Below are 25,010 nucleotides of genomic sequence, written 5' to 3'. Positions count from 1 at the left end.
AAGTGTGACCATCTCCCCTCTCGTGGATATATGCTGGCCACGCCGATCCGTGAGCGATGGCAATCATGGCCAGGTCGCCGCTCACAAAAGTAAAGGCGGCCCGATCCATGTGGACCGGGCCGCCTCGTCACATTCCGACGCGAGATCGCGTCATGTGAACAACCGGGTTACGGCTTCGCGCTCAGCTCGCCCAGGCGGACGTTCGCTTCCTGCTGCACCGGGTCGCCGTCGATGGCCGCCAGCGTCTCCCACAGCTTCTTGGCCTCAGCCGTCTTGCCGGCCGCCTGAAGGCTCCGGGCCTGCGACGCCTGGTACTGGTGCTTGTCCGCCGGGAACGGCGCCGCGTCGGCCGCCTTGGCGTAGTGCGTCGCGGCGTCGTTCCACGACCCCTTCATCTCGTACCCGGCCGCGATCAGCGCCTCGATCGCCGACTTGAAGTCGGACGACGCGCCGGCCGACGCCTTCTCGAGCGCCTTGATCCCGTCGTCGTACTTCTTCTGCTCGTACATGGCCTGCGCCGCCAGCACGGCCGCCTGCTGCCCCGAGGCGGTGCCCGAGTATCGCGTCGCGACCTTCTCGAGCGACGACTGGGCTTCCGCCCACTTGCCCTCGGCGAACGCGCCCTGCGCCTGGTACAGCGCCGTCGACGCCTTCTCACGCGTCGAGCCGCTCCAGCTCCGGTAGCCCACGATCAGCGCGCCAACCACCGCGGCGCCGCCGATCACACCACCGATCAGCTTGCTGTTCGTCTGGAACCACGTAGACAGCGACTCGAGAGCGTCCTCACTGGACGCGGAGGACTGGGCGGAACGGGATGCCTGCGCCATGCGGATACGGCCGGATAAGGGACAGAAGGACCAGCAAACTAGCCTAGCAAGATAGCGTACTCAGGCCGCGCAAGGCACCACCCCCGGAGGCGCACTACCGGGAGATCGGCGCCCCCGCTGCCTCCCAGGCCAGCATCCCCCCCGCCAGCGACGCCACATCGGACAGGCCCGCTAGGGCCAGCAGCCGCGCCCCCTCCGTGCTACGCTTGCCGCTCCGGCAGACCACGAGCCAGGCGCGGTCGGCGGGCAGCTCGCCGGCACGCGCGGCGACCTGCCCGAGCGGGATGTGCACCGCCCCCGGGATCATACCGGCGGCTACCTCGTCCGGCTCCCGAACGTCCAGCACCCCCGGCGGCCGCGACGCGGCCAGTTGCGCGCGCGCCTCCGCCACGGTGACCGCACGAACCGCGGGCGTACCCGTGTCCCTCAAGGGCGCCGTCCCGCAGAACTGGTCGTAGTCGATCAGCGCCGTGAGCGTGCGCGTCCCGCAGGCCGGACACGCCGGATCGCGCTCAATCGCGATCGTGCGAAAGGCCATCCCCAGCGCGTCCACCATGAGCAGCCGGCCGGCAAGTGTCTCGCCGATTCCCAGCAACAGCTTGAGCGTCTCCACCGCCTGGATCGTCCCAAGCAGCCCCGGCAGCACGCCGAGCACCCCGCCCTCGGCGCAGTTCTGCACGAGGCCGGGCGGCGGCGGCTCGGGATAGAGGCAGCGATAGCACGGCCCCTGCTCCGTGGCAAAGACCGACGCTTGGCCATCGAACTGGAACACCGAGGCGTGGACATTCGGGCGTCCCGTCAGCACGCACGCGTCGTTGACGAGATAGCGCGTCGCGAAGTTGTCGGTGCCGTCTACCACGACGTCGTACTGCTGGATGAGGTGCAGCGCGTTGGCACTGGTCAGCCACGCATCGTGCCCCTGCACCTGCACATGCGGGTTGAGATTATGCAGCCGATCCGCCGCCGACTCGAGCTTCGAGCGCCCGACGTCGCGGGTGCCGTGCAACACCTGACGCTGGAGGTTGCTGACGTCCACCCGATCGTGGTCCACCACGCCGATCGTCCCGACGCCCGCGGCCGCGAGGTACAGGGCGCAGGGGGACCCCAGCCCACCGGCGCCCACCAGGAGCACCCGGGCCTGCTTGAGGCGCAGTTGCCCAGCCTCGCCCACGTCGCGCAGGATGAGGTGTCGCGCGTACCGGGCGCGCTCATCGGCGGAGAGCGGCGCGGCATGCGCGGTGCGGGCGTCTGGCGGAGCGGCTGAACCCACGATGATTTCCGGCTCGGGTGGAAGTCGAAGTGTGAGGCCGCGGCGGGCGCGAGGCAATCGGTGCGGGTGATCCGGCCGGTCCCGTCCCTGCCCCGTATGTTCAGCGTCCCCACCTCTACCGGAGTCACGCATGAGTCGTGTTCGCGTGTTGGTCGGAACCCGCAAGGGCGCCTTCATCCTGAGCGCCGATGGCGCGCGCCGCGAATGGACGGTCGACGGGCCGCACTTCCCGGGGTGGGAGATGTATCATCTCAAGGCGTCGCCACTCAATCCCGATCGCCTGTACGCGTCGCAGTCGAGCGGATGGTTCGGCCAGCTGATTCAGCGTTCCGACGATGGGGGACGCACGTGGCAGGCCACGGACAACCACTTCGCCTACGATGGCGTGCCGGGCACGCATCAGTGGTATGACGGCACGCCGCATCCGTGGGAGTTCAAGCGCGTCTGGCATCTCGAGCCGTCGCTCACCGAGCCCGACACCGTCTTCGCCGGCGTGGAGGATGCAGCGCTGTTCAAGTCCACCGACGGCGGCGCCAGCTGGCAGGAGCTGTCGGGGCTGCGCGGCCATGGCAGTGGCCCGCACTGGCAGCCGGGCGCGGGTGGGATGTGCCTGCACACGATCGTGCTCGATCCGGCCGACGCCAACCGCCTCTACGTGGCGATCTCCGCGGCGGGGGCGTTTCGATCGACCGACGGCGGCACCACGTGGACGCCAATCAACAAGGGGCTGCGATCAGAGCAGATCCCCGATCGGGACGCCGAAGTTGGTCACTGCGTGCACCGCATCGCGATGCACCCCAGCAATCCGCAGCGTCTCTATATGCAGAAACACTGGGATGTGATGCGCAGCGATAATGGGGGCGACAGCTGGTATGAGGTGAGCGGCAATCTCCCCACCGACTTCGGCTTTCCCATCGATGTGCATGCCCACGAACCGGATACCGTGTACGTCGTGCCCATCACAAGCGACGCGCACCACTTTCCGCCCGATGGCCAGTTGCGTGTGTATCGCAGCCGCACGGGTGGCCACGAGTGGGAATGCCTCGGGAACGGGCTGCCCGAGCGCGACTGCTACGTGAACGTGCTGCGCGATGCGATGGCCGTGGACACACTCGACAGCTGCGGCATCTACTTCGGTACCACGGGTGGGCAAGTGTATGTCAGCCCCGATGGGGGCGATCACTGGTCGGCCATTGTGCACGATCTGCCGCCGGTGCTGTCTGTCGAGGTGCAGACGCTCGCATGAGCGACGCGCCAGCCCGGGCCGCGGAGTGTATCCGCGTCGTACTCCCATCGCCCCTGCGCGCGCTCGCCGGTGCCGCGAGTGAAGTGCGCGTGTCGCTCGCGGCGCCCGCAAACGTGCACGCCGTGGTGGATGCCCTGGAAGCGATGTACCCCATGCTGCGCGGCACCATTCGCGATCGCAGCACGCGCCAGCGACGCGCCTTTGTGCGCTTCTATGCCTGCGCCCGCGACTGGTCACATCAGGATCTGGCCGAGCCCCTGCCCGAAGCGGTGCGCCGCGGCGATGAGCCGCTCCTGATCGTGGGCGCGATGGCCGGGGGCTGACGCACACCAGCCCGGGTTCGCATTCCGCGAACACCGGGCTGGCGTCAGGTGCCCCCGAGAGGATTCGAACCTCCGACCAACAGTTTAGGAAACTGCTGCTCTATCCAACTGAGCTACGGGGGCGGACCATCAGACGGCTTCGGAAACTAGTGCCGCCGGTGTGACGCCCACAACTCCGGCTCGGGCGGCTTCGGGGCGTCGCAGGTGATCTTCGTCTTGATGCTGCGCTGCTCGAATAACCGGAGGGGGCTGGGGTGCGTTTCGCCACCCATGTCGTCGCTGCCAAAGAAGTAGACCGTCGAGAGCCGCGCGCCCTTGGCCGTACTCGTGGCCGTGATCGGCAAGCCTTCGATCTGGAGACTCTCGCCGGCGTCGAGCACGTCCACGAACCGCGGGATGGTGCCCGAGCCGCCGCCGGTCTGATAGATCGCGACGCGCCGCGCGAGTTCGTTCTTGACGGTGTAGGTCGCCGTACCCGAGCGGCATTGGGTCACGAGCGCATTCATGGCGGCTGAGCGATCCGCTGGCGTGCGCGCCGGCGTGCGCGCTGACGTCGAGGCGCAGCCGGCCGCACCGACCGCCGCGAACGCGCCGACCATCCGCCGCACCGCGCGCATCAGAAGGTCACCACCGAGTGCACGGTGCGATCGCCAAGTGCGGCGCGCCCCGACAGAAACGCGAGCTCGACCAGCACGCCCACCGCCACCACCTCCCCGCCCAATCGCTCCACCAGCCGACAGGTGGCCGCCGCGGTCCCTCCAGTCGCGAGGACGTCGTCGATCACCAGCACGCGCGGGCGGTGTCCGTCGGCGATGCCGATCGCGAGCGCGTCGGTATGCATCTCGAGGACGTCGCTGCGGTACTCGAGCGCGTACGCCTCGCGCTCTGTCTTCCACGGGAGCTTGCCGGGTTTACGCGCGGGGGCGAAGGCGCAGTCGAGCGCCAGCGCGAGCGGCATGCCGAACAGGAAGCCGCGCGATTCCACACCCACGACATGCGTGATCCCCGCCGCGACGAACGGCGCCGCCAGCGCGGCGGTCACCTCACGCATCAGCCCCGGATTGGCCAGGACCGGCGTGATGTCCTTGAAGAGAATCCCCGGCGTGGGGAAATCGGGAACGTCGCGAATGGTCGCCGCGAGGCGCGCAGGCAGAGTGCTCGACATGCGCCGAAAATAGTGCGCGTCGCTCAGCGGTGCACGGCAAAGGGCTGCGGGAGCGCTCCGGCATCGACGACCGAGATCGTCTCCGCGTGCACCGCACTCACCTGGGCACCACTCGGCCCAACGGCAATCGCCTCGCGCAGCGCCTGCACCGCGTCCGCGGCGCCGGCGACTTCGAGCAGCACGGTGCCATCGGGCTCATTGCGCACCCAGCCGGCCACGCCGAGTGCGCGGGCGCGCTCACGGACGAACCAGCGAAAGCCCACCCCCTGCACGCGCCCGGCCACCCGAAAACGATGCCCGGTGGCGCCGCCCTCGTCGACCGGTCCGGCGTCAGGCGCACTCACCCCAGTCGAATCCCCAACAGCGCCGCCAACGCCGAAACGAGCGCGGCCGCATCGCCCATGCGCGGATCGTAGCCCGGCAACTGGAGCTCGCCGTTGCGCACGCGCTGCGCGAGCACTTCCAGGGCCTGCGCCGCGGCAATCGCACTCGCATCGGCGGCGGCCTGCTCGGGTTCCGCTTCCTCCGCGAAGAGTGCCTGCACGGGCGTCGCGTGAATCGGCGTGCCCGTCACCGGCGTCACCGGACGCGTCGGCATGATGTTGAGCAGATCGTCGTCGCTCCACGCCGGGAGCGCCGCCGCATCGGCAGGCTCGCTGAAGAGCCGCGCGGGATTCTCCGCCGCCTCCGCGGCGCTCACCGACAGATCGCGCGCGAGTTCGTCGAGCGCGTGCGCCGTCTCGGCGAGCGGCCACTCGTCGGCGACGGGCTCCGTGACCGCCTCCGGTGCGTGGGTCTCGAATCGCTCGGCAATCGGCTCGCCAACCGGCTCGGCGATCGGCTCGGACACCGGCTCGATCTCCGTCTCCGCGGCGGCTTCAGCCGATGCCTCCGCCGGCGGTACATACGGTGGCACAAACGGCGGCACCGCATCGACCCGCAACGGCGTGTGGCTCGCGACCGGCGTGAAGGACACCGGCGTGTTGTACAACGGCGTCGGCTGCGCAAACGACGTGTCGGCCACGTACGGCGATGCTGATTCCTGGATCGGCGCCGCATCCGGCTCCGCTTCCAGCGCCGACTTTGGCGCGGACTCCGGCTCAAGGACAGGCGCTTCGGCAGCGGCCTCCACCTCGCTCATCGCCGCCTCGATCATCGCCGACTCGATCATCGCCGACTCGAGCGCGTCATTCGGCACGATCACCGGCGACGAGATGGGCGTGGAGTAGCGATAGGCATCCGGCGGGCCGGCGATCGCTTCCATCGGCGCCACCGGCGTATTCGCGAGGAACTGATCGATCCACGGCAGCTCGCCCGACGTCTCGCGCTCGGTGGTGGCGTCGCTGCTCAGGAACTCCCGAATCGACGGGAGCGGATGCTCGTCGGTGACGTGACTGAACAGCGCGGGTACGGAGTCACTCGGCGTGGCAATCGGCGCCGCGGACATGACGGGCGTGGCACTCCGCACCGGCGTGCCGATGGCCGCTGCCGGTAGCGCGGGGGTCGCCACGAGTCGCGTCGACATGCTCGCGCGCCAGGGCGCCGGCACGAACGGCCCGGTATCCCAGCGGGGCGCGGGCGTGAGCACCGCGCTCGCCAAACCCGTCGAGGGACCGGCAAACGGCGGCACCGAAAAGCGCGCTGTTTGAGAGGAGAAAGGGCCGGACGCGGAGGCGGAAGTCGTCATGTCGGGATCAGACCAGAGGCAGAGGACCGCGGCCGGCATCGGCCACCATCGAAACGCCGTTCGCGAAGATGCGCTGGGGAGCGCGACCGGCGCAAACCAGAGTTACCCTGGCCACCCCTGCGCCCCAATTAAGGGGACGAAGCGGACCGGCGTGATGTCACGGCGCTCGAGGCGCCCGCCCCGCTTGGTATAGAGCGTCAGCATCTGCTCCTCCTTGTCCCCGATCGGGATCAGCATCCGCCCGCCTTCCGCGAGCTGCGACTCGAGGGCCGGCGGAACCGCCGGCGCCCCCGCGCTCACGACAATGCCGTCGTACGGCGCATACTCACGCCAGCCGAGCGTCCCGTCGCCCAGCGACAGACTCACGTTGCGCACGTTGGCCTGCGCCAGCAGCGGCCGCGCCCGGTCCAGCAGCTCCCGGAAGCGCTCCACCGAAAAGACCTGCGCCGCCAACTCGGCGATCAGCGCCGTCTGATATGCGGAGCCCGTGCCGATCTCCAGCACGCGTTCCTTCCCGGTGAGCATCAGCTGTTCGATCGCGCGCGCATGCACATACGGCTGCGAGATCGTCTGCGCGTTGCCGATCGGCAGCGCGGAATCCTCGTACGCACGATGCCGTACCATGGGCGGCACGAACAGGTGGCGCGGTACGGTGTCGATCGCGCGCAGCACGGCGAGGTCGCGGATTCCCTTGTCCTGCAGCGCCTCGACCAGCCGGCGGCGGGCGCCGCGGTACTCCGGCTCTACAGGTCCCGCCACCAGTCCGTCGCCGTGTTGAGGACATCGCGGTGCGTCAGATCGAGATGCAGTGGCGTCACCGAGATGTAGCCATCATGCACCGCGCGGAAATCCGAATCTTCCGGACCGCTCCACTCCACCGAGCCGCCGCCGATCCACAGGATCTCCCGCCCCCACGGATCCTTCATGCGGGTGATCGAATCGCTGAACACCCGCCGCCCAAGGCGCGTGAGCTTCACGCCCTTGATCTGATCTCCAGGCACCGCGGGGAGATTGACGTTGAGCAGCGTGTCGCGCGGGAAGGCCGGCAGCGCGATCAGATGGCGCAGCAAGTCCCGGATACGCTCGATCTGTGTTTCGAGCACTGCGTCCGCCCGGAGCACGCTCCCGGCGAACGACATGGCGATCGCCGGAATGCCCAGGGCCAGCCCTTCCATCGCCGCCGCAACGGTGCCGCTGTAGAGGACATCCTCACCCATGTTGGGGCCGTGATTGATGCCGCTGATCACGTACTCCGGGCGCGCGTCGAGCAGGGCCTCGCAGGCCAGCATGACGCAGTCGGTGGGCGTCCCGTCCACCTGCCACCGGCGTTCGCCCAGCCGGACCGGGCGGAGGGGATGATGCAGGGTGAGCGAGTGGCTTGTGGCGCTCTGTTCGCGATCGGGGGCGACCACGGTGAGCTCGCCCAGAGGCTCACAGGCGCGTTCGAGCACGCCGAGCCCCTTGGCCAGAATACCGTCGTCGTTGCTGAGGAGAATGCGCATGGAGCGGAATGAGGGTCGGCGCAGGCTCAGGCGCCGCGCGGGGGGTCGTCGGTCAACGGCGCGTTCAGCAGCGACAGCAGGTCGTTCACTTCGCGTTCGATGCTTTCGAGCGCCTCCACTTCGAGCGCCGCACGGGCCGCGGTGCGCAGCGAGCCGCCCTTGCGGTGTTCATCCAGCTTCTGCCGTGCGCCGTCGATCGTGTACTTCTCGGTATACAGCAGATGCTTCACCAGCAGAATCAGTTCCACCTCGCGTCGGGAGTAGACGCGATTGCCGCTGCGGTTCTTGGCCGGGTTGAGTGGCTTGAACTGACTCTCCCAGTAGCGCAGCACGTGCGGCTTGAGCTCGGTGAGCGCGCACACCTCACCGATCGAGTAGAACTCCTGCACCAGTTCGCCGCGGACCGTGGCCATGTCAGTCGCGCTCCGCCCGTAGCTCGCGCGCCATGAGCTCGGCCACCGCGGTCCGTGGCGCCTGCCCCTCGAACAGGATGCGATACGTCGCGTCCACGATGGGCATCTCCACGCCCACCTTGTCGGCGAGCGCCTTCGCGCTCTGGGTGTTGAGCACCCCCTCGGCCACGCTGTCCTTGCCGGCGAGAAACTGCTCGAGTGTTTGCCCCTGCCCGATCGCGACGCCGACCGCGCGGTTCCGGGAGAGCGCCCCCGTGCACGTGAGCACGAGATCGCCGAGCCCCGCGAGGCCGGCGAAGGTGTCGGCCTTCGCGCCCAACGCCACGCCCAGTCGCGTCATCTCGGCCAGGCCACGCGTCATCAGCGCCGCCCGCGGGTTGAAGCCCAGCCCGAGCCCATCGAGGATCCCGGTCGCAACGGCCATCACGTTCTTGAGCGCGCCGCCGAGCTCTACACCGGTCACGTCATCGCTGGTGTAGACCCGAAAGGCCGACGCACTCATCGCCGCCTGCACCAGACGCGCGGCGTCATGATCGGTGCACGCGGCGACGACGGCGGTCGGCTGCCCCTGCGCCACTTCGGCGGCAAAGCTGGGGCCACTCACCGCGACCACGGGATGCGCACCCGCTTCCTGGTGCACCACATCGGTCATGAGCGCGAGCGTCTCGCGTTCGATGCCCTTGGTCGCCACGCTCAACACGGCCTGCGGGGCCAGCGAGGCGGCACCGGCCGCCACCACCCCGCGCAGCACATGCGACGGCGCCGCATACACCACGAGCGCGGCATCCTGCAGCGCGGCGGCCATGTCACTCGTGGCCACGAGCGTGGGCGCGAGCGCATGACCCGCCAGAAAGCGCGGATTCTCGTGCTGCGTGTTCACCGCGGCCACGACGTCGGCTTCGCGCGCCCACAGACGCACCGGATGACCGTTCCGCGCGAGGCGATCGGCAATCGCCGTGCCCCACGCGCCACCGCCGATCACGGCGCACGTCGTCGTGCCTCCGCCCATCAGGCCGTGCCTCCCACTGTCGATTTGGTACCGATGCGACGCTCTTCGCCGCGCCGCAGACGGCCGATGTTGTCGCGATGCGTGTAAAACACGAAGGCCGCGATGACACACCCGAGCCACGTGAGCAGCGTCGACCCATCGCGCACGAGCAGCGTAACCGCGAGTACCGCCGCGCCAACCAGCGATCCCAGCGACACGTATCGCGTCATCGCCACGCACACCACAAACGCCGCGACCGCCAATCCAGCGGCCACCGGCGAGAGCGCCACGAACACGCCGCTGGCGGTCGCCACGCCCTTGCCACCGCCCTTGCCGAGCAGGAATACCGGCTTCACGTGTCCCACGATCGCGAGCACGCCGAACGCCATCGCCCAGGCCGAGGTCCCCCCCGCCACCCCGGCAAACGCCGGCAGGTAGAGCACGGGCAGCAACCCCTTCAGGAAATCCACGACATAGACCAACAGCCCCCACTTCCACCCGAGCGTGCGGAAGACGTTCGTCGCACCCAGGTTCCCCGATCCGACGGTCCGCAGATCCACGCCATTGGCCTTGCCGACGAGAAACGCCGTGGGGAACGACCCCACGACGTACGCCAGCCCAAGCGCGATCCACAGCATCGGGGACAGGGGGCTCAACTGTTCTTCCTCTTGAGCACGATCCGCACCGGCGCACCGGTGAAGCCCCACTTGTCGCGGAGCTGATTGTGGATGTAGCGGATGTAGTGCTCGGGGATCAGCTCCGGCGCGTTCCCGAAGAACGCGAACGTCGGCGGCGCGACTTCCACCTGCGTGGCGTAGTTCAGCTTCACCTCACGCCCGGCGGCTTGCGGCGGCTGCAGCTTCGCCACGATCTCGGCCAGCGCGTCGTTCACCTGCGACGTGCTCACACGCCGCAGCCGCTGCTCCTGCACCTCAAGGACGAGATCGAGCGCCTTGGTGACGCGCTGCCCGGTCTTGGCCGAGGTGAACAGGAACGGCACGTACTCGAGGTACGGCGCCTTCTCCACAGCATCCTTGCGGAACTTGGCCGAACTCTTGTCGGTCTTGTCCTCGTACAGGTCCCACTTGTTGATCACGATGATCAGGCCGCGCCCGGCTTCCCAGGCAAGCGTGGCGATCTTGAGGTCCTGATTCTGCAGGCCCTCAGTCGCATCGATCATGAGCACGCACACGTCGCTCGAGTCGATGGCGCGCCGCGTGCGCAGCGCCGAGTAGAACTCGATGCCATCGTCGATCTTGGACTGACGGCGCAAACCGGCCGTATCCACAAAGATCAGGTCGCGGTCGTGGTAGCGCATCGGCGCGTCGATGGCGTCGCGCGTCGTGCCGGACTCGTCGTTCACCACCAGCCGCTCTTCACCGAGCAGGCGGTTCACGAAGCTCGACTTGCCGACGTTCGGACGGCCGATGACGGCCACGCGCACGGCTTCGGACTCCTCGACTTCCGCCTCCGGAATCGCCGCGACGACGGCATCGAGCAGATCGCCGGAGCCCTTCCCATTTGCCGCCGACACGGGATAGACGTCGGTCACGCCCAGCCGATAGAACTCGTAAAAGTCGCTGCTGTTCGGGTCGTCCACCTTGTTGGCGACGAGCAGCCACGGCTTCCGCGCATTGCGCAGCAGGTCCACGATGCGGGCGTCACTGGGATGCACGCCCACCTTGGCATCGACCACGAAGAGCATCAGGTCGGCCTCGTCCATCGCCTGCATGACCTGATGACGAATCGCGGTGTCCATCGGCAGGGTCGAGTCTTCGACCAGCCCGCCCGTGTCCACCAGCCAGAACTTGCGGCCGGCCCAGTCGGCCTGGCCGAAATGCCGATCGCGCGTCGTCCCCGCTTCATCGCTCACGATGGCGGTAGCTTCGCCGATCACGCGGTTGAAGAGGTGCGACTTGCCCACATTTGGGCGACCAATGACGGCAACGACAGGAAGACTCATGATCCGAAAGGCAGGGGCTCAGGCGATGGAAGGCACCGCCGCATTCCCTTCCGGGACGAGCGCGTCGATGAAATCGTAGGAGGGATACACAGGCATCGGCAGCGATTCCCGTACGGCAATGAAGGTGTCCTCGTCGAGGAACAGCCCGTCATCGTTGATGCACTCGGCCGGGATCAGCGCGAGGTCGAGATCGTGGCGATCCGCGAGCACGCGCCGGATGTCGGCACCGACCAGCAGGCCGGCCGTCGTGGTGGTCGGCCCGAAGAGCGAGTTCTCGGCCGTAATCAGCACGAACTCGGCGCCGGTGGCCGCGTGAAGCTGCTCGAGCAGTTCGGGCATCAGCGGGGTCATGGAGACACCCGTCACGATCCCGATCCGCTTGCCCTCCAGGCGCGGCAGCTGCGCCAGCCCCTCGGCGACCCGGGCCCGGAGCGAGGTCACCGCCCCCACGCCGTTCTCGATCTGCACGAACTCGCCGTAGTGCTCCACATCTGGCAGGGGTTCGCCGGCCAGCAGATAGAGCTCATCGGAGCCGAACACCCACCGGTCGTCGCGCTCGGCGAGCCCGCGCTCTTCCCAGCGATGCACCGCGTCGAGCAGACGCTTGGCATTTTCGGCGTCCATCGGCTTGCCCGAATACAGGTGACTGAACTGCGTCACCCCCACCGGCACCAGCGCAACGGACATCACGGCATCGCCCAGATTCCACAGATCCGTCAGCGACTGCTCGAGCACCTCGCCGTCGTTGAGCCCGGGCACCACCACCATCTGGCAGTGGAACTGGATGCCCCCCTCCGCCAGGCGCGTCATCTGCTCCACGATGTTGGGCACGCGCGGATTGTTGAGCAGCACCTTCCGTGCTTCCCACGGCGTGGCATGCACCGACACGTAAAGCGGCGAGAGGCGGTACTCGAGGATGCGCGCGATATCGCGCTCCTTCACGTTCGACAGCGTCGCGAAGTTGCCGTAGGCGAACGACAACCGGTAATCGTCGTCGCGAATGTAGAGCCCCTTCCGGAGCCCCTTCGGGAGCCCCTCGATGAAGCAGAACTCGCAACGGTTCGCGCAGCGGCGCACGGTGGGCGGCGCCAGCTCCACCCCCATGGACTCGCCGCCTTCGCGCTCGATCTCGTACTCGACCGTCTGTCCATCGGGGAGGCGTGCCGACACGACAAACGCATCGTCCGCCGTGAGGAACTCCCAATCGAGGAAGTCCTCCAGCGGCCGTTCGTTGACGGCGAGCAGCTCAGTGCCGGGAACGATGCCAAGGTCATCGGCAATGCTCCCCGGCTCAACACGCGTGACGCGAACCATGCCCCGGGACAAGAAGGGGGGCGGGACCCGAGGACCCACCCCCAAAGCAGACGGGCGACAACGGGATCGTTGCCGCCCACCTGAGAAAATCTACGAACCGGAGTGGCCGAAGTCAATCAATTGCATGGACTTCGGCGCCGCGAACCAACCCGCTTTACTGGCGGTACGACGCCCCGCTGCCGGTATTGAACACCACCACCTCGGCGTCGGCGCTCACCGTGCCGGCCTGCACCGCATCGCGGAGCACGGAGAGGGCGCAGCCGTCCTCTGGCGCGGAGTCCACGCCCGTGGCCTTCGCGACCCGGAACGTCCACTCCTTGATCGCCTCCTCGGAGGCCGTTCCGGCGACGCCATTCGTCTCGCGAAGGACCCGCAGGAGGATGCGGTCGCCGAGCGGCGACGGTACGCGAAGACCGGCCGCGTAGGTCACCGGATCGACCCACGGTTCCGCCTTCTCGGCGCCCGCCGCGAAGGCCCGCGCAATGGGCGCACACCCGGCCGCCTGCGCGACGACGTACTGCGGCTGGACCCGCGCGGCGTCGATCCACCCACCCGCCGCGAGCTCCTGGAAGGCCTTCCAGATCCCCACGGTCCCTTCCCCGCCCCCGGTCGGATAGACGATGACGTCCGGGATGCGCCAGCCCAGCTGCTCGGCCAGCTCGAAGCCCATCGTCTTCATCCCCTCCGCGCGATAGGGCTCGCGCAGCGTCGAGATGGCGACGTAGCCGGACTCGGCCGCAAAGGCGAGTGACATCTTGCCGGCATCGCCGATATGGCCGTCAATGCGAATGAGCTCCGCCCCCATGGCCTCGATCGTATCGAGAATCGGCCGAGGAGTCGTGCGGGGGGCGTATACGCGAATCGGCACCCCCGCGGCCGCGCCATACGCCGCGAGCGCGGCCCCGGCGTTGCCGGCGGTCGGCACGACGATGCCCGGCACCCCGGCCGCCTTCGCGCGGGTGACCGCCGCACTCATGCCCCGCGCCTTGAACGAGCCCGTCGGGTTCTGGCTCTCGTCCTTGATCCACAGCGCGCGCACGCCAACCGCCTTCGCCAACTCCGGCGACGGAATCAGCGGCGTGAGCCCTTCGCCGAGCGACACCGGCGTCTCACCGGCGAGCAGCGGCAGGAAGGGCGTGTACCGCCACATATCCCACCGCGGCGCCAACGGGGTGCCCTTGGGCACCGGAGCGTAGCGCGCGAACAGCGGCTGATGACAGGCCGGGCACAGCGAGGCGCCGGCGACGGGAACCTCGGTATCACACGCCGAGCAGCGGAGCGTCCAGGTGAACGTGGTCATTCGGAGGGGGAAGGAGAGTCGGAAACGAGGTCGGATGACGGCGGTGGTGCTGCAGCCGCGATGTCGGGGGCCGGTGCTACCGGAAGCTCGACCCCCAGCGCCTGCAGGACCTTGCGCGCCGAGGTCTCGCCAAATCCCGGAACGGCAGCGATCGCCTCAACACTGGCGTCCTTGACGCCCTGCACACTGCCAAAGACGTGCAGGAGCGCGCGACGCTTGTTGGGGCCAATCCCCGGGATCTTGAGCAGTTCTGATGTGATCGTACGCGCCGCGCGCTTCTGTCGCTGGAACGTGATCGCAAACCGGTGCGCTTCATCGCGCGCCTGTTGCAGCATGCGCAACGCGGGTGACCGTCGGGGCAGTCGAACCGGGTCCGACTGTCCGGGCAGGAAGATCTCTTCATCCTTCTTCGCCAGGCTGATGAGACCGATCTGGGTGACGCCCAGCGCATCGAGCGCGTCGCGCGCCATGCCCAGCTGCCCCTTGCCCCCGTCGATCACGGCGAGATCGGGAAGCGGCTTCTCTTCGTCAAGCCGGCGTCGGAAGAACCGGGTCACGACTTCATGCATCGACTTGAAGTCGTCGTTGCCTTCGAAGATCTGGATCTTGAACTTGCGGTACTCACTGCGCTTGGGGCGCGCGTTCTCGAACCACACCGCACTGGCCACGACATCGGTGCCCTGCGCGTGCGAGATATCGAAGCACACGAGCGACCGCGGCAAACGCGGCAACCCAAGTTCACGCTGCAGCTCGTAGACTGGATCGGCCGCGCGTTCGTCCGCCTCGAGCGACGCCAGCTTGAACTCTTCGAGCAGATGCCGCGCGTTCTGATCGGCCAGATCCACGAGCGCCCGGCGCGAGCCACGCTGCGGCACGCGAATGTGGGTGCCCTCGAGCGACGCCTCCAACATCTCGCGATCCGGGAAGTCGAACGGCACCAGCAGATCGGCCGCGCGCGCCTCGGCGGTGCGATACCACTGCGCCAGACAGGCGGCGAGTACGCTCTCATCCTCCTCGCCCTCAGCATGCTCGAGCAGGCGATGATCGCGCGCCAGCAGCTTGCCACCGCGAATACGCAGAATCACCACGCACGCATCTTCGCCATCGCGGGCATAGCCCACCACGTCGCGGTCTCCGCCTTCCACCTCGAGCACCACCGTGGGCTCTTCCATCTTCTCGAGATGCCGGAGCGCGTCGCGTAACTCGCCGGCCGTCTCGAAGTCGAGTCGCTCGGACGCCTCGAGCATGCGCGACTTGATCTGACGCACGACCTCACCGGTGCGGCCCTCGAGGAACCACACGACTTCATCGATCATCGTGCGGTAGTCCTCGACGGACTGATAGCCCACGCACGGGGCCTTGCATCGCTTGATGAAGTAGTCGAGACAGGGCCGCTCCGGTGCCTCACGCGGCAGCGCGTAGTGGCACGAACGGACCGTGAAGATCCGCTTCACCACATTGAGGGCGCGTCGCATCGCGCCCACGTCGGTGTACGGTCCGAAATACCGCGCGCCATCTTCGAGCAGGCGCCGCGTTACGATCACCCGCGGGAACGGCTCCTGCACCGTGACCTTGATGTACGGGTACGACTTGTCGTCGCGCAGCGCAATGTTGAAGCGCGGGCGATACTCCTTGATCAGCGTGGCTTCGAGAATGAGCGCATGCGCTTCACTCGGCACCACGATCGTGTCGAGGTCGCGCACCTTCCGCAGCAGTCCGCGCGTCTTGGGGCTCGTCTCGTGATCCTGCGTCCAGTAACTGCGCACGCGACTGCGAAGCCGCTTGGCCTTGCCCACGTACAGCACCGCACCGTCGGCATCCTTCCACAGGTACACGCCCGGGCCATCAGCCAGATGCGGCAAGCGACGCGCGACGCGCTCGGGCATGCCCCGTGCGAGGGCGGCTCGGGTCCACTCGTCGTCGGGCAGCGGCAACTGTTCGATGCTCTGCTCCTGCACGCCACCACCAACCGGGACGTGCGGCCCCGTCTCACTGCTCATTGGCCGCTCCGGCGGTCGCCGCGCGCCCCCGCGGACGCTGACGCAGCCATCGTGCCGCCTCGGCCGAGCCCATCCACCAGGCCACCACGAGATACGTGAGCCCGAACGCCATCAGCACCGGGATCCCCGCGAGGCGCGTATGCAGATCCGGCGCCCACTGCTGCTGCGCCAGCATGCCCGTGACGCCGACCCCGGTGGCCGCGGCCGTGGCCAGGGCGATGCGTCGGGTGCCCTGCCACATGGCGGGCGTGTAGATGGTCCCGAGTCGCGCGCGCAGCCCGCGCATGAGGATACTCAGGTTGGTATACGATCCGAGCGACGTGCCGAGCGCGATACCGGCGGCAGCGTACGTGGTATGGCGGAGGGCGTAGGCCAGCACGACCGACGCAATGGCCGACACGACAATGCTCGTGAGCGACGCGCGCAACGGCGTCTTGTAGTCCTGCAGCGCGTAGTGGCACGACGCCAGCAGCTTCACCGACGCAAAGCTGCCCAGCCCCACGGCGAACGCTCCCAACACGATGTGCACCGTGTGCTGATTCGCGGCGGTGAACTCGCCGCCACGATACAGCATGCCCACGATGTAGTTGCCGAGCGCAATGAATGCGAGGGCGCTGGGTACGATGTAGAAGAGAATGCGCTGCCAGCCCCCGCGGAGTCGCTCGCGCAGCGCGTCCATCGCCTGCGTCCCCGACTCCCGAGAGAACTCCGGCAGCGCCGCGGCGGCCACCGACACACCGAACAACGACACCGGGAGCAGCGCGATGTTGTTCGCGAGCGTCATGCTCGTCACCGCACCCTCGGGGAGATACGAAGCGATCCACAGGTCGATGAAGCTCGACACCTGCACGGCGCCGAGCGCCGTCACCACCGGCACGACATTCCGGAGCGTCTGCACGACGCCCGTCACGGTGCGGTCCAGCGTGGGGCGCAGCGGGCCAGCAAGCCGCAGCACCTCCGGCAGTTGTGCAGCGATCTGCAGCAGCGCACCGCCGAGGGTGGCCCAGGCGAGCCACGTCACCAATTGCACCGCGTCGGCCGCGCGCGGACCGCCGATCAGCAGCACCACGATCTGCACCAGCGACCACATGGCCGCGCTCGCATAGCTCCAGAAGAAACGGCGATGGGCGTTCTGCACGCCGAGACACCAGCCGCTCAACACCATGACACCGGTCATGGGGAACAGGATTCGGGTCAGTCGGGTCGTGAGCTCGGCGGTTTCGCCCTGGAAGCCCGTCGCAAACACCCGCGTGAGGAGCGGCGCCGACACGATACCCACGAGCGTGAGCACCGAGACGGCCGCCAGCAGCAACCCGAGCATCGCGTTTGCCAGCGCGCGCGCCCCGCGCTCATCACCACGGGCGAGGAGCCCACTGTACACCGGCACGAAGGACGCCGACATTGTGCCTTCGCCGAGCAGGTTGCGCACGGCATTGGGAATCTTGAACGCGGTGTTGTAGGCGTCGGTCACCGCATTGAGACCGAACGCCGACGTGACCACGTAGTTGCGCACCAGTCCCATGAGGCGACTGACGAGGATCCCTGCGCCGACGACGAACGCCGAGCGTCCGCCCTCACGTCCGCTCATGACGCGCCTGCGGTCTCCGCTACCGGTGCCGCGGCATCGCCATGCACCAACGCCGCTGCATGCTCCGCCGCCGCGTCGGCCATGGCGGTCAGCACGCCCGTCCCATAACGCACGAGGATCGGCATCAGATTGAGCACGCGCTCCGGCGAGGCGCCATTGGGGCGCAGTGCCGCCCGCACGGCGGCGACCTCACGCATCGCCTCCGTCTCACGGCGCTTGACGCCCGCCAGCAAGCGCCGCTCGAACCGGTCGAGGGTATGCGTCAGGTCTCGCGAGAGCCCCTGCACCGTTTCGGGAGCGACGGGCGACTCCTCGCCGGCCAACGATTCCCCGAGCGTGCGCACCTGTGCATCGAGCGTGACCCGCAGGCGCTCGAACGTGTCCGCCACGTTTTCGTCGAGCCGTGCGCGCGCCAGAATCTGCTCGGCCGCATGTGGATCGCGCAGCGCCGCATCATCGAGCCCGAGCGCGGCTTGATGCTCCAACGCGCGCGTCTCCACGACTTCACACGCCCAGCGCGGCGCGGCGACCGGTGCGGCGGCCTCCAGCGCCTCCGCCACCGGAGCGACTTGGGCGAAGTAGGCGTACTCACCGGGGCCGGCGAGATAACACACGGTCGGCAGCAAGGCACGTTCGAGCACCGGGCGCAGCAACACGTTGGCGCCGAGCGTGCCCACCTCCGCTTCGCGGGCCACCGTGGCGGCACTGTCGAGCGGCACGCGCTCGCGTGTGCGCTGTGCCACGCCCTGCTGGCTTTCGAGTTGGGTGCGGAACACCAGCGAAAGCCCATCCACGACATCGACCTGCGGCGCGTACCCGGCCGCCGTGATGGCGTGCGTGCGCGCCTGCAGGGCGCTCTGCACCGCCCCGGCCCGGCGCAGCGCCTGCCGCAAAAACGGATCGGCCGCGGTGCGCAGGGCCGGATGCGACGCATCGAGAACAGCGATGCCCAGCGGCTCCAACAACGCGCGCAGCAGCTGCAGATACGCCCCGCCGATGGTGGCGTGCGGTACGTAGGCGGTGTCGATCAGCTCGAGCACCGTAGCGTGCGCCGCCGACCCACAGGCCGAGGTCAACGCGGCGCGGGCCGTGGACAGGTCCCCGAGCGGGACCTCCGACATCGCCACCCCTTCGGTGGCGGGGCCCATCAACTGCGCGCTCACGACGCCGCGCGTAGTCGCAAACGATGTGACCGCCGCTTCCATCCAATCGGCGTCGTCCGTCGCCGCCCAGAAGACGGGGGCCACCGGAACGCCGAGCACCGGTTCCAGCGCGTCGGCCAGCGCGAGCGCGCTCATGGCCTTGCTGAACGTGTAGGCCGGTCCGCCGAAGAGCCCCGGCTGTTGCCCGGTCGTCACAAGGACGCCCCCGGCGGCCGCACGGGTCAGGCGGTCGGCCGCCGCCCCGGTCGCCGCGAAGGCGGCGGCCAGCGGCGTCAGCCAGTCGGCCGGCGACGCCTGCCGAACCGCCGCCGCATGCGAACGCCAGTCGGCGTTGGTGCGTGGACATCGGGCGTACCACGCGGCCAGCTCGCCGCGCTGCGCGGCCTGCGAGAGCGCGCTGCCGCCCAGGGGCGCGCGCCGAATGCGCAGTCCCTCCGGGACACGCCCGGCCATGCCCTCCTCAGCGCTGCCTGCGTTCACGCGTTGCTCCTCGTTCCAACGGCCCGGATCTCGACGATACCAAAGATTACTTGTGGTACGGCTCGCCGCGCATGATCGTGCCCGCCCGGTAGAGCTGCTCCGCCAAAACTAGTCGAGCAACCTCGTGGGGGAGCGTCCAGGGCGCTAGTGAGAGCCGCCGGGCCGCCCGGCCGCGAATGGCCGGCCCGAGCCCGTGCGCGCCGCCAATCACGAAGGCCACGCTCCGCGCCTCATCCCGGCACTGCTGGAGCCAGCGCGCGAAGGGCTCCGACTCCATCACGACGCCCCCGGGATCGCACGCCACCACCAGGGCATCCGACGGCAACCGCTCAGCCAACCGCGTCGCCTCCCGGTCGCGCACCACCTCCGGCGTCAGGCCGCGGCCGGGTTCCTCGCGCACCTCCGCCACCTCGAGCGGCCAGTAGCGCGCCGCGCGGGTCTCATAGTCCTGAATGGCATCGGCCAGCCCCGCATGGCGAGGCCGGCCGATGACCACAACCGACACCTTCACGAATCAGGCGGCGATCAGGCGTAGATGCCGCGCAGGCGATGCACGGTGGCCACGCGGCTGATCGAGAGCATGTAGGCCGCCGTGCGCATGTTCACCTTGTGCTGCTTGCTGAGCTGCAGCACGTCGGCAAAGCTGCGGGTCATGATGTCGGCGAGCCGCTCGTTGACCGTCGCCTCGGACCAGAAGTACCCCATGCGGTCCTGCACCCACTCGAAGTACGACACGGTCACACCGCCAGCGTTCGCGAGGATGTCGGGGATGACGAAGATCCCCTTCTCGTCGAGAATCGGATCGGCCGCCGCGGTCGTCGGCCCGTTGGCGCCTTCGCAGATGACCTTCGCGCGGATCTTCGGCGCATTCTTGGTGGTGATCACGTTCTCGAGGGCCGCCGGCACGAGCACGTCCACTTCGAGCGTGAGCAGCTCCTCGGGATCGATCGCGTCACCGCCCTTGAACCCTTCGAGCGTGCGATGCTGACGCACGTGCGCATTCGCCGCGTCCACATCGATGCCATTCGCGTTGTAGTACGCGCCGGTGCGATCGCTGATGCCCACGATCTTGCACCCTTCGCGCGCCATCAGCGTGGCCGCCGTGGAACCCACGTTGCCGAAGCCCTGCACGGCCACCGTGGCGCCCTTCATGGACATGCCGAGATGCTGCAGCGCTTCGCGCGTGACGAGCATGCAGCCGCGACCGGTCGCCTCCTTGCGGCCCAGCGAGCCCCCCATCTCCACCGGCTTGCCGGTGACGACCGCGTTCTCGGTGCGCCCGACATGCATGGAGTACGTGTCCATGACCCACGCCATCACGCGTTCGTTCGTGTTGACGTCCGGCGCCGGCACGTCGGTGTCCGGCCCGAGCAGCGAGATGATGCCCTTGGTGTAGCGGCGCGTCACGCGCTCGAGTTCACCCACGCTCATCGAGAGCGGGTCGCAGATCACGCCACCCTTCGCACCACCGAACGGCAGATTCACGACGGCGCACTTCCACGTCATCCAGGCGGCGAGGGCCTTCACCTCTTCCAGCGTGACATTCATGTCGAAGCGGATTCCACCCTTGGCGGGGCCGCGCGACGTGTTGTAGAGCACGCGATACCCGATGAACACCTCGACATCGCCGTTGTCGAGCTGCACGGGAATCGAGACGGTCAACTGCTTTTCGGGATTGCGCAGGATCTTGTAGATGCCGGGCTCGAGATCGAGCAGTTCGGCGGCGCGGTCGAAGCGCGACATCATCGCTTCGAACGGATTCTCTTCCTGAAGAAAGCGGTCCTTGTCCGGACGAACGATGCTGTCCGTCGGCAGGCGCAGCAGATCGATGGCCATGAGGCGGGGAGTCGGTTTTTTTGCCGGGCAGGCCGGCGGTGGGAGTGTCGTAGTCAGCGCGCCGCCAGAACCCGGTCACACTCCCGCTCCAGGACCTCGGCGCCTCGATCAACCACGACGGTCTGAGAAACATACCAAAGCGGCGTCGCTTCGCGAGGCCAGAGGGCGGCCAGCTTCACGGCGTCCTTCAACGTACAGACCACCAGATCGGCACCGTGTAACACGCGAGAAACACCGGTCACATCCGTGGCCGAAAAGCCATGGTGATCGGGAAACCGCAGGTCGTGCACGACCTGAGCGCCGCAGTCCCGCAACTGTTGCGCAAAGGCCGCCGGATCGGCGATCGCGGAGAGGGCCACGACCCGCGTCCCGGCCAGCGTGGACAGGGGGCGGGGGGCCGCGCCCGCCGCCGCGCGCGCATCGTGCAGCGCATCCGGCATGAGGCGGACCACCGCGGGCGTATGAGTGCCGCCGTCGCGGGTCGGGATCCCGGAAATGCGGGCGCAAACCGCCTCCACCCGGGCCGCATCCGCCGCCTTGACGGTGACGATCACCGCCGTGGCGCGCGACAGGTTGCGGAAGGGTTCGCGATAGGGCCCGGCGGGGAGCAGGTCCACGCGCCCATTCCAGCGGTCGGCACTCACCAGGACCACATCGGCCACCCGTGGGGCCCGGCGGTGCTGGAACGCATCGTCGAGCACGGCGCAGTCATGCCCTGCGCTGCGCGCCGCCTGCAGCGCAGCGAGTCGGTCGGGCGACACGCGCACCGGAACATCGGGCGTGAGCAACTCGTGCACCCGCCACTCGTCATCGCCGTAGCCGCGCAGCACCAACGTCGGGTTCGCGCCGCGGGCACGCAGCCGGGCCGCGAACCACGACGAGATCGGCGTCTTACCGGTGCCTCCCACCGTCAGATTGCCGACCGAGACCGCAGGAATGGGTGCCGCCACCGCGGCCTGTCCATCGAACCGCTCGTTGCGCGCCTGCACGATCCGGCCGAACAGCCACGCCGGTGGGGTCAAGGCCGCGCGCACGACCGCCGACGCCACCTGCTCGTCGTACCAGGTCCACTCGGCGAACCGCCGGAGCGCGGTCATGACGTCGGGCGCCCCGCGGGGTCATGGTGGAGGCGCTCGACCTCGCGCAACGCGTCCATCATGCGCGCCTGAAACTCGTCGCTCCGCGCCGCGGCCTGACGCACATCGGGATCATCCAGCGTGATCGGCGGCGTGTACAGCACGGTGATGCGGGCGAACGGCTTCGGGATCTCGAAACCATCCCAGCTCTTCAGCTGCCACTTCTGATCGGTGTGCGCCAGAATGAACACCACCGGGACCTTGGCCCGGTGCGCCAGAATCAGCGCCCCCTGCGCGAAGCTGTGCCGCGGCCCGCGCGGACCGTCCGGCGTGAACGCCATATCGGCGCCCTGCTCCACCACACGCACCGCCTCCAACAACGCACGGGTGCCGCCCCGCGAACTCGAGCCGCGCACGCCGAACATGCCGAACAGCGAGACGATACGCGTGATGATCTCCCCGTCCTTGTGCTCGCTGATGAGCACGCCCGTGCGGAACCGGTGCGCGAAGAGCGTGGGCAACATCTGTCCGTGCCACAGCGTGTAGACGACCGGCTGCGTGCCCGGCACGCGCGCCAGCAGCGCCTCGTTGCCCACCACGCGATAGCGCCACGTGCGCGCGAGTCCGCGCACGAGCCATCCGCCCAGCGTGATCGCGAGCCGCGTCTTCCAATCGAGCGCGCGCGGCGGCGTGTCACTTTGGCTCATGCGTTCCCGAGCAACTGCCGGATGAGCGTCGCGACCCGCGCCGACGCCCCCGGCGTTCCCAGCTTGCCGCGCACGGCCTCGAGTCCGGCCTCGGCCTCACGGCGGGCTGCGCTCGCGGCATCGAGCAGCGGCAACACCGCATCGGCTACGCGCTCGGGCACGAAGGCATCCTGCACAAACTCGCGCGAGACTTCGCGCCCCGCGACGACATTCACCAGGCCGATGTGCGGGATCTTCACCAGGCGCTTTGCAATGGCGAAGGTGATCGGATTCGTGCGATAGCCGATCACGTGCGGCAAGCCGGCCACCGCCGCTTCGAGCGTGTTCGTGCCGCTCTTCAGGATGCCGGCCGTGGCGGCGCGCTGGACCACGAACGAAGCACCCTGCACCAGCGGAAACGGGCACTGCGACGGATCAATACGGACCGTGGGCGCCACGCCCACGACGACCTGCACGTCCGGGCGGCGCGCCTGCACGGCGCGCGCCGCGTCGATGAACGGCACGAGATGCCGCTCAATCTCGGCGCGGCGACTGCCGGGGAAGACGGCAAGGACGGGCGCGTCCGGGTCGAGCCCAAGTTGCGCACGCGCCTCCGCGCGCGACGGCAACGATTGGGCGCGGTCGAGGAGCGGATGCCCAACGAAGGTGGCATCGACGCCATGCTGACGCAGCAGCGCCTCTTCGAACGGGAGGATGCAGGCCGCCTTGGTCACGACGTCGGCAATGACCGGCAGGCGTTTCGCCCCCCAGGCCCACACCTGTGGCGTGATGTAGTAGAGCACGGGCACGCCCGCAGCCTTCGCCGCGGCCGCGACCTTGAGATTGAATCCCGGATAGTCGAGCAGCACCACCAGCCCGACCCGACCACTGGCGAGTTCCGCCCGAATACGACGCAGCAGCGTCCAGTGCTTGGGCACATGCTGCAGCACCTCCACGAAGCCCATCACGGCCAGCTGTTCGACGTCTTCGAGGATCTCCACCCCGGCGCGCCGCATATGGCCACCGCCGACACCGCGCATGCGCAGCGCGGGGAGCGCGGCCCGCAGCACCTCCGCCACTTTGCCTGCGTGCAGGTCGCCGGACGCTTCGCCGACGACGAACAGCACGTCACGCACGCGCGGCCCCGGCTGCGGCCGCATCACTCGCGCGCATGACCTGGTGCGCCTGCTCGATCGCGTGGACAATGCGCAGCGCCGCTTCAAGCGCATCGCGCCCTTCCTCGCCGGTCACGGCCACCTTGTTGCGGCCGGTCAGTGCCCCGAGGAACTGAGACAGCTCGAGCACCAGTGGTTCCGCTTCCGGCGCCTCGAGGACGACTCGCTCCACGAAGTCCTCGAGCGCGCGCGGCGCACGCGCCAGCTGCATCGGATCGAAGTCGCCACGCAGCCGGAAGTACTCTCCCGTGCCGGCGGCGAGGTCGAGCGAGAGATACCCACTGCGTTGAAAGATGCGCAGCTTGCGCAGCCGCTCCCGCGAAACCCGGCTCGCGGTAATGTTCGCCACCGCCCCGTTCGCGAACGTCAGCCGCGCATTGGCGATGTCCACCTGCGGGGTAAGCACGGGGATGCCCATGGCCTGCACATCGGCCACGCGCGTGCCGACGAGTGTGTGCACCAGATCGAGATCGTGGATCATCAGATCGAGCACGACCGCGACATCCGATCCACGCGGATTGAACGGCGCCAGGCGATCGCTTTCGATGAACCGCGGCCCGTCCACATACGGCATGGCGGCCCGCACCGCCCGATTGAAGCGCTCGACGTGCCCGACCTGCACGATGACGCCCGCCGCCTTGGCCTTGCTCAGCAGGTCATCGGCTTCCTCGAGCGTGACCGTGAACGGCTTTTCGACAAAGACGTGCTTACTGCGCGCGATGGCCTGCGAGGCCACCGCGTGATGCGCCGTGGTCGGCACGACGACCGACACCGCATCGACCTCATCCAGCAAGCGGTCGAGCGAGGGGAACGCGGACACGCCGTACTGGGCTGCGATCTCCGCGGCGCGCGCCGGATTCTCGTCGACGAAGCCGACGAATCGTTCACCGCACAGGTCGCGCAGGATGCGCACGTGGTGCGTCCCCAGACCACCGGCGCCAACCACGCCGAGGCGCGGCGCGCCGGGCCGGGAAAACTGGTGCCGATCGGTGCCCTGCTGCGTCATGC

25 protein-coding genes, 1 tRNA gene and 2 pseudogenes are annotated in these 25,010 nt (G+C 68.6%); 3 read left to right on the top strand and 25 right to left on the bottom strand.

Features of this window, described 5'->3' with window-relative positions; translation table 11 throughout:
• Positions 1 to 167: 167 nt before the first annotated feature.
• Positions 168 to 827, bottom strand: a complete 660-nt coding sequence (locus K2R93_04070; protein ID MBY0488994.1) for a tetratricopeptide repeat protein — start codon at positions 825 to 827, stop codon at positions 168 to 170.
• 94 nt (positions 828 to 921) lie between these two features.
• On the bottom strand, positions 922 to 2,229 hold the full coding sequence (gene moeB, locus K2R93_04065) for a molybdopterin-synthase adenylyltransferase MoeB (GenBank protein MBY0488993.1): 1,308 nt from the start codon (positions 2,227 to 2,229) through the stop codon (positions 922 to 924).
• Between moeB and K2R93_04060 the strand changes: the two genes are divergently transcribed.
• Together K2R93_04060 and K2R93_04055 are read left to right on the top strand one after the other, a co-directional pair.
• On the top strand, positions 2,228 to 3,343 hold the full coding sequence (locus K2R93_04060; protein ID MBY0488992.1) for an exo-alpha-sialidase: 1,116 nt from the start codon (positions 2,228 to 2,230) through the stop codon (positions 3,341 to 3,343). The two genes, moeB and K2R93_04060, sit on opposite strands and share 2 nt — an antisense overlap.
• Positions 3,340 to 3,666 (top strand): MoaD/ThiS family protein, encoded by a 327-nt coding sequence (locus K2R93_04055; protein ID MBY0488991.1) that lies wholly within the window; start codon positions 3,340 to 3,342, stop codon positions 3,664 to 3,666. Before K2R93_04060 ends, K2R93_04055 begins: the two co-directional genes overlap by 4 nt.
• 49 nt (positions 3,667 to 3,715) lie before the next feature.
• Here K2R93_04055 and K2R93_04050 read toward each other — a convergent pair.
• The 5 genes from K2R93_04050 to K2R93_04030 form a co-directional block, all read right to left on the bottom strand.
• Positions 3,716 to 3,789: transfer RNA gene (locus tag K2R93_04050), tRNA-Arg, on the bottom strand.
• 23 nt (positions 3,790 to 3,812) lie between these two features.
• Positions 3,813 to 4,283: a hypothetical protein gene (locus tag K2R93_04045; protein ID MBY0488990.1), complete on the bottom strand. Its 471-nt coding sequence runs from the start codon at positions 4,281 to 4,283 to the stop codon at positions 3,813 to 3,815.
• Positions 4,283 to 4,831 (bottom strand): adenine phosphoribosyltransferase, encoded by a 549-nt coding sequence (locus tag K2R93_04040; protein MBY0488989.1) that lies wholly within the window; start codon positions 4,829 to 4,831, stop codon positions 4,283 to 4,285. Before K2R93_04040 ends, K2R93_04045 begins: the two co-directional genes overlap by 1 nt.
• Before the next feature lie 23 nt (positions 4,832 to 4,854).
• Complete coding sequence (locus tag K2R93_04035; protein ID MBY0488988.1) at positions 4,855 to 5,175, bottom strand: acylphosphatase; 321 nt, start codon at positions 5,173 to 5,175, stop codon at positions 4,855 to 4,857.
• Positions 5,172 to 6,278 (bottom strand): hypothetical protein, encoded by a 1,107-nt coding sequence (locus tag K2R93_04030; GenBank protein ID MBY0488987.1) that lies wholly within the window; start codon positions 6,276 to 6,278, stop codon positions 5,172 to 5,174. The genes K2R93_04035 and K2R93_04030 overlap by 4 nt, the downstream gene beginning before the upstream one ends.
• Between K2R93_04030 and K2R93_04025 the strand changes: the two genes are divergently transcribed.
• Positions 6,256 to 6,480 (top strand): hypothetical protein, encoded by a 225-nt coding sequence (locus tag K2R93_04025; protein ID MBY0488986.1) that lies wholly within the window; start codon positions 6,256 to 6,258, stop codon positions 6,478 to 6,480. The two genes, K2R93_04030 and K2R93_04025, sit on opposite strands and share 23 nt — an antisense overlap.
• Positions 6,481 to 6,620: 140 nt before the next feature.
• Here the strand turns inward: K2R93_04025 and K2R93_04020 are convergent, their stop codons facing one another.
• From K2R93_04020 to K2R93_03935, 18 genes and pseudogenes are all read right to left on the bottom strand, one after another.
• Positions 6,621 to 7,280, bottom strand: coding sequence for a protein-L-isoaspartate(D-aspartate) O-methyltransferase (locus K2R93_04020; protein ID MBY0488985.1), 660 nt, complete (start codon positions 7,278 to 7,280; stop codon positions 6,621 to 6,623).
• Positions 7,262 to 8,020: a 5'/3'-nucleotidase SurE gene (surE, locus tag K2R93_04015; GenBank protein MBY0488984.1), complete on the bottom strand. Its 759-nt coding sequence runs from the start codon at positions 8,018 to 8,020 to the stop codon at positions 7,262 to 7,264. The genes K2R93_04020 and surE overlap by 19 nt, the downstream gene beginning before the upstream one ends.
• Before the next feature lie 26 nt (positions 8,021 to 8,046).
• Positions 8,047 to 8,433 (bottom strand): MerR family transcriptional regulator, encoded by a 387-nt coding sequence (locus K2R93_04010; GenBank protein ID MBY0488983.1) that lies wholly within the window; start codon positions 8,431 to 8,433, stop codon positions 8,047 to 8,049.
• Position 8,434: 1 nt separating this feature from the next.
• The gene (locus K2R93_04005) at positions 8,435 to 9,442 is read right to left on the bottom strand and encodes an NAD(P)-dependent glycerol-3-phosphate dehydrogenase (protein ID MBY0488982.1); all 1,008 of its coding nucleotides are present in this window, start codon (positions 9,440 to 9,442) and stop codon (positions 8,435 to 8,437) included.
• Positions 9,442 to 10,077, bottom strand: a complete 636-nt coding sequence (plsY, locus tag K2R93_04000; protein ID MBY0488981.1) for a glycerol-3-phosphate 1-O-acyltransferase PlsY — start codon at positions 10,075 to 10,077, stop codon at positions 9,442 to 9,444. The genes K2R93_04005 and plsY overlap by 1 nt, the downstream gene beginning before the upstream one ends.
• Positions 10,074 to 11,384 (bottom strand): ribosome biogenesis GTPase Der, encoded by a 1,311-nt coding sequence (gene der / locus K2R93_03995; protein MBY0488980.1) that lies wholly within the window; start codon positions 11,382 to 11,384, stop codon positions 10,074 to 10,076. Before der ends, plsY begins: the two co-directional genes overlap by 4 nt.
• A gap of 18 nt (positions 11,385 to 11,402) precedes the next feature.
• A complete protein-coding gene (locus tag K2R93_03990; protein ID MBY0488979.1) occupies positions 11,403 to 12,698 on the bottom strand; it encodes a DUF512 domain-containing protein in 1,296 nt (431 codons plus the stop codon).
• A 154-nt stretch (positions 12,699 to 12,852) separates the two neighbouring features.
• A complete protein-coding gene (locus K2R93_03985; GenBank protein MBY0488978.1) occupies positions 12,853 to 13,998 on the bottom strand; it encodes a threonine synthase in 1,146 nt (381 codons plus the stop codon).
• Positions 13,995 to 15,998, bottom strand: coding sequence for an excinuclease ABC subunit UvrC (gene uvrC / locus K2R93_03980; protein ID MBY0488977.1), 2,004 nt, complete (start codon positions 15,996 to 15,998; stop codon positions 13,995 to 13,997). Before uvrC ends, K2R93_03985 begins: the two co-directional genes overlap by 4 nt.
• A complete protein-coding gene (murJ, locus tag K2R93_03975; protein MBY0488976.1) occupies positions 15,988 to 17,586 on the bottom strand; it encodes a murein biosynthesis integral membrane protein MurJ in 1,599 nt (532 codons plus the stop codon). Before murJ ends, uvrC begins: the two co-directional genes overlap by 11 nt.
• On the bottom strand, positions 17,583 to 19,202 hold the full coding sequence (gene bshC / locus K2R93_03970; protein ID MBY0488975.1) for a bacillithiol biosynthesis BshC: 1,620 nt from the start codon (positions 19,200 to 19,202) through the stop codon (positions 17,583 to 17,585). Before bshC ends, murJ begins: the two co-directional genes overlap by 4 nt.
• Before the next feature lie 73 nt (positions 19,203 to 19,275).
• A complete protein-coding gene (locus K2R93_03965; GenBank protein MBY0488974.1) occupies positions 19,276 to 19,740 on the bottom strand; it encodes a 23S rRNA (pseudouridine(1915)-N(3))-methyltransferase RlmH in 465 nt (154 codons plus the stop codon).
• 14 nt (positions 19,741 to 19,754) lie between these two features.
• Positions 19,755 to 20,537 (bottom strand): annotated as a pseudogene (locus K2R93_03960) (Glu/Leu/Phe/Val dehydrogenase).
• Positions 20,538 to 20,663: 126 nt separating this feature from the next.
• Positions 20,664 to 21,065: pseudogene (locus K2R93_03955) on the bottom strand (Glu/Leu/Phe/Val dehydrogenase).
• Between the two features lie 53 nt (positions 21,066 to 21,118).
• Positions 21,119 to 22,162 carry a tetraacyldisaccharide 4'-kinase gene (locus K2R93_03950; protein ID MBY0488973.1) on the bottom strand — a complete coding sequence of 348 codons (1,044 nt, stop codon included), beginning with the start codon at positions 22,160 to 22,162 and terminating at the stop codon, positions 21,119 to 21,121.
• On the bottom strand, positions 22,159 to 22,848 hold the full coding sequence (locus tag K2R93_03945; GenBank protein MBY0488972.1) for a lysophospholipid acyltransferase family protein: 690 nt from the start codon (positions 22,846 to 22,848) through the stop codon (positions 22,159 to 22,161). Before K2R93_03945 ends, K2R93_03950 begins: the two co-directional genes overlap by 4 nt.
• Entirely contained in the window at positions 22,845 to 23,987 is a 1,143-nt protein-coding gene (gene lpxB / locus K2R93_03940) for a lipid-A-disaccharide synthase (protein ID MBY0488971.1), read from the bottom strand. Before lpxB ends, K2R93_03945 begins: the two co-directional genes overlap by 4 nt.
• A complete protein-coding gene (locus K2R93_03935; GenBank protein ID MBY0488970.1) occupies positions 23,956 to 25,008 on the bottom strand; it encodes a Gfo/Idh/MocA family oxidoreductase in 1,053 nt (350 codons plus the stop codon). Before K2R93_03935 ends, lpxB begins: the two co-directional genes overlap by 32 nt.
• Between the last annotated feature and the right edge of the window lie 2 nt (positions 25,009 to 25,010).

It is taken from the genome of Gemmatimonadaceae bacterium, from assembly GCA_019752115.1.
GTDB lineage: Bacteria > Gemmatimonadota > Gemmatimonadetes > Gemmatimonadales > Gemmatimonadaceae > Gemmatimonas.
Note: the sequence above shows the minus strand (reverse complement) of the source record. Positions and strands in the feature narration are given on the sequence as shown.